The sequence below is a fragment of the Ruegeria sp. AA6 genome (assembly GCF_056542865.1).
Window position 1 is genome coordinate 129,866 of record NZ_JBQGAN010000011.1, and the last position, 7,086, is coordinate 136,951.

Here is a 7,086-nt window from a genome sequence, read left to right on the forward strand (position 1 = left end):
TCGTCAACACTAATATTAGTTATTTCTGACTAATATTAGTTGCAAGCCTCCCGCATAGTCGATAAAAAGAATGCGAACAAAAAGGTTGAACGATGAACGATCAAGCGAACAAAGCCGGGCAGCACAGGGGTGTGGGGCGAGTCGCGGGCCGGCAGCGCGTAACGATGCACGACATTGCGCGCGTCGCCGGATGCTCGCAGACGACGGTATCGCTGGTTCTCAACAAAAACGATTCCGTCAAAATCTCCGAGGACACAAAGCAACGAGTACTGGATGCCGCAAACACGCTTGGATACGCCATGTCCCCTCAACTCAGGAAACCCCAGGACAGCGCGCGTCGACCCTCGGCACTAGGCGGCACCATAGCTTTTGTCGTGGATGATCTGGCGTCGAGCCCTGAAATGGTAAACGCGTTTAACGGCGTGAAACAAGCCGTTCGGGACACCGGAAATCTTGTATTGCTGGCAGAAACCCAAAACGACCCCGAGATCGAGCCCAATACGCTCCGGTATTTCCTCGACCAACAGGTTGCGGGCATCATTTACGCAACCGTTTTCACCCGGCGGGTGGTCGTTCCGGAAATCCTCACGCAAACCGCAACCCCAGTTCTGCTGCTGAACTGCTTTTGCGACGACCTCTCTTTTCCTGCGGTGATCCCCGGCGAAGTCGCTGCTGGACATACGGCGACCAACGCTCTGATCAAGGCCGGGCACAAACGGATCGCCACTATCACCGGCGAGCCGTTCATGGAATGCGCCGCGGGACGAACAACCGGGTACAGAAACGCCTTGGCTTCCGCGGACATTCCATTCGACGAGGACTTGGTTGTCGAAGGCAATTGGTTGCCCAGCGCCGGATATGCCGCCACGCGTGAATTGATGGACCTGCCCTCTCCGCCAACCGCCATTTTCTGTCAGAATGACCGCATGGCAATCGGTTGCTATGAGGCGCTCAAGGAACTTGGCCTGTCCATCCCCGAGGACATCTCGGTCATCGGATTTGACGATGACGAAACCGCGCGACACCTGTCGCCGCCTCTGACCTCGATGATCCTTCCCACCCGGGCGATGGGACGCTGGGTCGTCGAACAGCTGTTCCACGGGCCGACAGATGGTCGGAGGCACCCACTCGTGAAACTTGAATGCGAACTGGTCGAGCGCGACTCGATCAGCGAACCCAAACGCCGGACCTGAAGGCGACATCATGACGGAAACTTTCGATCACATCGTCATCGGCGGCGGCTCTGCCGGTGCCGCAGCTGCCGCGCGACTGGTCAACCACGGCAAGTGCAGGGTTGTGGTGCTGGAGGCCGGGCATTCGCACCGCCATCCGTTGCTGGACATGCCGCCGGGTATTTTCAAGATGATCAACGGGTCCAAGTTCATGACCTACCACCAGACCGAACCGCAAGACCACCTGGACGGCCGCGTGCATGACATTCCGCAGGCCAACGTACTGGGCGGCGGGTCGTCAGTGAATGCGCAGGTCTACATGCGCGGTCGCCCTTCCGACTATGACGCGTGGGACGACCTGCTGCGACGGACCAACGACGGGGTCGGTTGGGGATGGGACGATGTGCTGCCCTATTTCCGCAGGATGGAAGACAACAACAGGCTTCACAATGACCTGCATGGCAGCGACGGTCCGGTGCAGGTCTCGGATCCGGGGTATATCGACGACATGTCCCGTTGGTTCGTTCAGTCGGTGCAGGCACTTGGTGAACCATTCAACACGGACTTCAATGGCGCAACGCAGCGCGGTGTCGGGTTCTATCAGTTCACCAATCGTGCCGGAAAGCGCAGCTCGTCAGCCTATGCTTTCCTCGCCCCACTTGAGACAAACCCGAACTTGACCATCCGGCTTGGCGCAACGGTCAGCAAAGTCATCATCGAAAACGAAAGGGCCGTCGGGGTGCAGTATCGCGACAAACGCGGGTCGCACACCGTGCGGTGTGATGGTGAGGTTGTCCTTGCGGCGGGCGCTCTGGTCACACCGAAAATTCTAATGCTGTCGGGTATCGGACCGGATGCACATCTTGCCGAATACGGTATTCCCGTGGCCTGCCCACTGCCCGGGGTCGGTCAGAACCTGATCGACCACCCCGAAGTTCCCATCACTGCCTTTGCCAACGGTCCATACGGATATTTCAAACAAGGTGAGGGCTGGCGGATGCTTCGCAACGGCATACAGTTCAAACTGTTCGGCAGCGGCCCGGTGACTTCGGCCGGGGTCGAAGCTGGTGCCTTCGTCAATCCGTCTAACCCCGATGGAGAACCGACCATTCAAGCCTTTTGCGTGCCCATCGTCTATCTGGATCGCGACGCGCTGGACGAGGTGCAGGATGACTTTGGCCTGACCGTTACGACCGTCGTAGTCAAACCGAAATCACGCGGAGAGGTTCGGCTTCGCTCGACCGATCCTCTCGCCATGCCGGTGGTCTCGCCCAACCTTCTGAAGCATGAAGACGACATGCAGGAGATGATCCAGGGGCAGCGGTTCTTTCGTCAAGCATTCGCGTCGGGCCCGCTCGCGCAAAGGATCCGCGAAATCGTCATTCCGACAGGGGATGACGACCAAACGCTGCGAGCACACTGCAAGCGGTTCGTAAAAACCAACTATCACCCTGCGGGCACCGCCAAAATGGGCCGGGACGGCGACGGAATGGCCGTGCTGGACGCCAGGATGCGTGTGCGCGGGATCGAGAGCCTGCGGGTGTGCGACATGTCAGCCGTGCCCGACATCAACGCCGGCAACACAAACGCACCTGCCATGATGCTGGGCGAACGGTGCGCTGACCTGATCCTAGGAAATTGCGAAAAGTTGCAGGTGACTAGAGCGACCTAGATTGTAGCTGCGGTTTCGCTTTGGCCCAAGCGACAAAAACTGTTACGATAGAAAAGTTTGCGCTCGAGGCTTCTTTAAAGGCTGGCTGCACACCGATACTCACCCAATTGTCTAGCCATTTGTTTTTGGGCTACTGTTTGGGCGTTTCTTTAAAATGGCTTCCAGCACTTTCGGACGCATGTTGAGTGCCATCGACCTCACCCCAAAAGTGGCTACCAGATATGGAAACACCGCAGCATTGTAAGGTGTATCTTCCAACAGCGGGATTTCATACTGGTAGAAGCAAGTGTCGGTAACGAGCCGAAAGTTCCAATTCACAAGACGCTTTTCCCCATAGGCATAACTATTCAACTTTCCTGAGTTTTTTCAATGGTTTTGCGTTCTGGCATTTCTGATGCATAATTAATCAATTGCATATCCGATCAATACTGTCGGGACCGATTGCATGACTGCCGAAACTTCTGATTTCGTGAAAGCCGCAGATAGCCCAAATGTAACCTCTGCCAGTTCACCCAGCGGGTTTCACATAAAGATAAGAACCAAGTTGCTGGTCGCATTACTTGGAATTGTCGGGTTAATGCTAATTTTGGCGTTCACCGGGCTATCTGAGTTGCGCAAAGCGAACCTTCGAACTGCTGAGTTGCTTCAAGATCAGGTACGGCTATCAAATCTAAAGGTGTTTGATAGCAGTCTGCAAGAAATCTGGTTGAATGGAACAGCGATATTTGCCGAGACTGGAGGCAACACCATGCTTGGCGACAGTGCACGCTTTTTTAAAGATAAGCTGCATGTTATTCAGTCGCTTGGTCATCTCATCGAGACAAGGGACCGACCGGATCTCCGCCTTTTTTCGAACGATGAAATCGCGGAAGTGTCGCGAAAAACTCAAGAAATAAAACGAATAGGACTTGATATCGTTGAGCAATATGAAGCTGGACAGATTGTAGTTGCCAAATCAATATTCGAGTTGCAACTGGTCCCAATAATTAAGTCTTTGGACAATCTCATAGAGAAACGATACCTGCTTTTGCGCGACGGTATGCGCTCGAAAGCATTAGTTAACCAAAACGCGTTTTATCAATCACGGCGAATTGTGCTTGTCTCAGCTGGGATTGCAGTCGTTATTGCTATTTCGCTTGGTTTCCTGATCAGCAAATCATTGATCCGTACGATTGAGCGAATCCGGGTCACGCTAAGAAAAGTTGCTCAAGGCGATTTTACCGCCCGAGCAAGTATTAATAGCACCGACGAGCTTGGAGATCTCGCTCGCAGCGCCAATCGTATGACAGAGCGTTTGGGCACGCTGTACGATGAGCTTGAGACTGCAAACCTGCATAAGTCGCAATTTCTCGCCAATATGAGTCATGAATTGCGAACTCCGATGAATTCGATCCTCGGATACACAGAAATGATCCGGGACGGAATTTATGGCCCGGTGCCCAAAAAAATCGACGATCCGCTGCATCGGGTGGAAGTGAATGGTAAAATCCTACTGTCATTGATCAACGATGTTCTTGATATTGCAAAGATTGAAGCCGGAGCACTCGAACTGACACTGGACACATATTCGATGTCTGAGATCCTCAAAGACGTTGTTTCCACGATTAAACCCATCGCAGCAAGCAAGGAACTGGAAGTCCGAACCAAATTAGAAAGCGGACTTCCCGCTGGGCATGGCGACGCTGGGCGCATTAGACAGGTCTTACTTAACATCGTCGGAAATGCCGTAAAGTTCACTGACAAGGGTTACGTCGAAATAAACTTGGCGCACCATAATCGGCGGTTTGTAGTAACCGTAATTGATACGGGAGTTGGAATTGCCGCAGAGCAAATTGATGAGGTTTTCCTGGAATTCAAGCAAGCTGACGCTTCATCTACGCGTGCCGCCGGGGGTACTGGCCTTGGTCTGTCTATCTCTCGAAAGATCGCAGAAATGCACGGTGGGCGAATTGAAGTCGCCAGCAGCCTTGGCAACGGTTCGACATTCACTGTTGTACTCCCCGTCCAGGTTACGAGGAGCTGAGCATGTCTAAAAGAATACTTGTTATAGAAGACCAGACCGACAACAGACGCATACTTCGAGACCTTCTAGGAAGTCACGGCTTCGAAGTGCTAGAGGCCGAAAACGGAGCGCAAGGAGTAGATCGAGCGATTGCTGAAAAGCCCGATCTAATCTTGATGGATATTCAGATGCCAGAATTAGACGGTTACGATGCCACTCGCCGGATAAAGAAGCATCCCAAAGGCGCGAACATTCCAATCATCGCGGTAACATCCTTTGCCTTGTCTGGCGACGAAACAAAAGCACGGGAAGCCGGATGCGATGATTATGTTGCCAAGCCCTACAGTCCGCGTGCTCTGCTAGCCAAAGTCATAACGTTCGTTGGAGAGGTCTGAATGATAAAATGAAAGACCCACCACTCATTTTGATTGTCGATGACCAGCAAGACAATCGCAACCTGCTGACAATGCGCCTTAACGCGAATGGTTATAGTACCGCCGAGGCCATAGATGGCGAAGACGCGCTAGAAAAAGCTATTGATTTTTTGCCCGACTTGATCTTGCTAGACGTAATGATGCCTAAGCTGGACGGTTTCGAAGTCTGTCGAAGGTTGAGAATGGACCCCCTAATCCCCTTTATTCCGGTAGTTCTGGTAACAGCTCGTTCGAACACTGAAGATATGGTGCAAGGGCTTGAGGCTGGTGCAAATGACTATCTCACCAAACCAGTCGACACCATCGCTCTCATTGCTCGTGTACGTTCAATGCTTCGAATAAAAGCTTTGCATGACGAGGTGCAGAGCTGGAACAAGGAACTCGAAAAACGAGTAAATCAACAGATTAATCAGATTGAGCGGTTCAATCGCTTGCGCCGTTTCCTACCAAGGCAAGTGGCAGAAGAAATTATTTCGGTTGGTGACGACAGTGCTATTCTTAAGAACCGAAGAGCGGACATCGTCGTTTTGTTTGCAGATCTAAGGGGATTCTCGGCTTTTACGGAAGCCTCTGAGCCTCGAGTAGTGCTGGAAGCCCTCAACGTATTTCACAATTGCGTTGGACCATTGATTGAACGACATCAGGGCACACTTGAGCGTTTCTTAGGCGACGGTATCGTTGTTCTATTTAATGCCCCGCTGCCGGCACGCGATCCTGCGGGCCAGGCTGTCACCTTTGCGAGCGAGCTGCATGTCGCTGTCGCAAACGCGCTTGGTCCCTTTCAAAAGGGGGGATCGGGCTTAGGTCTCGGAATAGGTATCGCCAAGGGTGAAACCACTATTGGCTGTATCGGATTTGAAGGTCGGTTCGACTATGCAGCCATTGGAGAAGTACCAAACCTTGCAGCTCGCCTATGTGAACACGCGGAGGCTGCCGAAACACTAGTCGATGCGTCGATTGTTGAAGCGTTAGGAACATCCAAGAAAACACAATTTTTGAGGGATCAGGAATTCAAAGGACTGGCAGGTAAGGTTCCTGTGTTTCGGCTACTGATTTAAGTTGCTGTCAATCAATTCAAACCAGTCTCAGCTATGCCGGTATAACTGCCCTCTATCCAGTGCAAAGTTTACGCCACATTGCGAGAGCGGCGATGCGTGTTAACTTAAAGGTGCTCCGGTTGGTGAAAGGTTTATCCAGGTTAAAGTGGTTGTAGACCAAAGAGTGTGCAGCAGCGAATTTCTGCAACCCCCTCACACGCCCGAAATGCTGCATCTCGCGTTCTCGTCATCGGAACGGCAGGTGTGCCCGTCACAACCCAAGTTTTTCTGACACGACCGTCAGAACAATTTAATCCGACAAGACATACGATCGACAAATGGTCGCGTCGTGCTATCCCTTTTGAAACACAGGTTTTCAATGCAAACAATAAATCTGTTGTTTTGGACTCGATGCGGCCAATCGGCAAAATTGATTTTGTGTCTGCTGCGCGGACCAAGCCGCCGTCCCCTACGGGCCAGCAAGCAGTGTAGAGTTTTCCGTTGCACCGCATCTTGCCAACCCACGTGCAATCCGCAAAAACTAGAGTAAAACAGCAAAGTGGACCGGCATGCAAACAGTCGCGAATTTCGACCGCATTGGCGAGGAAAATGCCTTTGCCGTTCTGGCGCGTGCGGGGGCTTTAGCTGCCAAAGGCGTGGATGTCATAAACCTAGGTATGTCAACGGCGGTGAGAAAGTCTGCCATTGGGCGGAGCAAAAGTCGTCCACTGTTTGGGTTACCGGCGCCTTGGCAAACGCGCTCCCAAAT

The 7,086-nt window shown here is 52.6% G+C and carries 5 protein-coding genes and 1 pseudogene; all 6 read left to right on the forward strand.

What is annotated here, in order from left to right; translation table 11 throughout:
* The first annotated feature begins 92 nt into the window (after positions 1 to 92).
* A complete protein-coding gene (locus ACR0LN_RS14325) occupies positions 93 to 1,193 on the forward strand; it encodes a LacI family DNA-binding transcriptional regulator (RefSeq protein WP_480430523.1) in 1,101 nt (366 codons plus the stop codon).
* Between the two features lie 10 nt (positions 1,194 to 1,203).
* Positions 1,204 to 2,844, forward strand: coding sequence for a GMC family oxidoreductase (locus ACR0LN_RS14330; RefSeq protein ID WP_480430525.1), 1,641 nt, complete (start codon positions 1,204 to 1,206; stop codon positions 2,842 to 2,844).
* 445 nt (positions 2,845 to 3,289) lie between these two features.
* Entirely contained in the window at positions 3,290 to 4,867 is a 1,578-nt protein-coding gene (locus ACR0LN_RS14335; protein WP_480430526.1) for a sensor histidine kinase, read from the forward strand.
* Between the two features lie 2 nt (positions 4,868 to 4,869).
* Positions 4,870 to 5,241 carry a response regulator gene (locus ACR0LN_RS14340; protein ID WP_480430527.1) on the forward strand — a complete coding sequence of 124 codons (372 nt, stop codon included), beginning with the start codon at positions 4,870 to 4,872 and terminating at the stop codon, positions 5,239 to 5,241.
* Between the two features lie 8 nt (positions 5,242 to 5,249).
* On the forward strand, positions 5,250 to 6,338 hold the full coding sequence (locus ACR0LN_RS14345; protein WP_480430529.1) for an adenylate/guanylate cyclase domain-containing protein: 1,089 nt from the start codon (positions 5,250 to 5,252) through the stop codon (positions 6,336 to 6,338).
* Positions 6,339 to 6,886: 548 nt separating this feature from the next.
* Positions 6,887 to 7,086, forward strand: a pseudogene (locus ACR0LN_RS14350) (hypothetical protein); the annotation flags it as partial.

What these genes read in the sequence shown, in the direction of transcription:
- ACR0LN_RS14335 (WP_480430526.1), top strand. Translation starts at nt 3,290, where the DNA reads ATGACTGCCGAAACTTCTGATTTCGTGAAAGCCGCAGATAGCCCAAAT.
- ACR0LN_RS14345 (WP_480430529.1), top strand. Translation starts at nt 5,250, where the DNA reads ATGAAAGACCCACCACTCATTTTGATTGTCGATGACCAGCAAGACAAT.
- ACR0LN_RS14325 (WP_480430523.1), top strand. Translation starts at nt 93, where the DNA reads ATGAACGATCAAGCGAACAAAGCCGGGCAGCACAGGGGTGTGGGGCGA.
- ACR0LN_RS14330 (WP_480430525.1), top strand. Translation starts at nt 1,204, where the DNA reads ATGACGGAAACTTTCGATCACATCGTCATCGGCGGCGGCTCTGCCGGT.
- ACR0LN_RS14340 (WP_480430527.1), top strand. Translation starts at nt 4,870, where the DNA reads ATGTCTAAAAGAATACTTGTTATAGAAGACCAGACCGACAACAGACGC.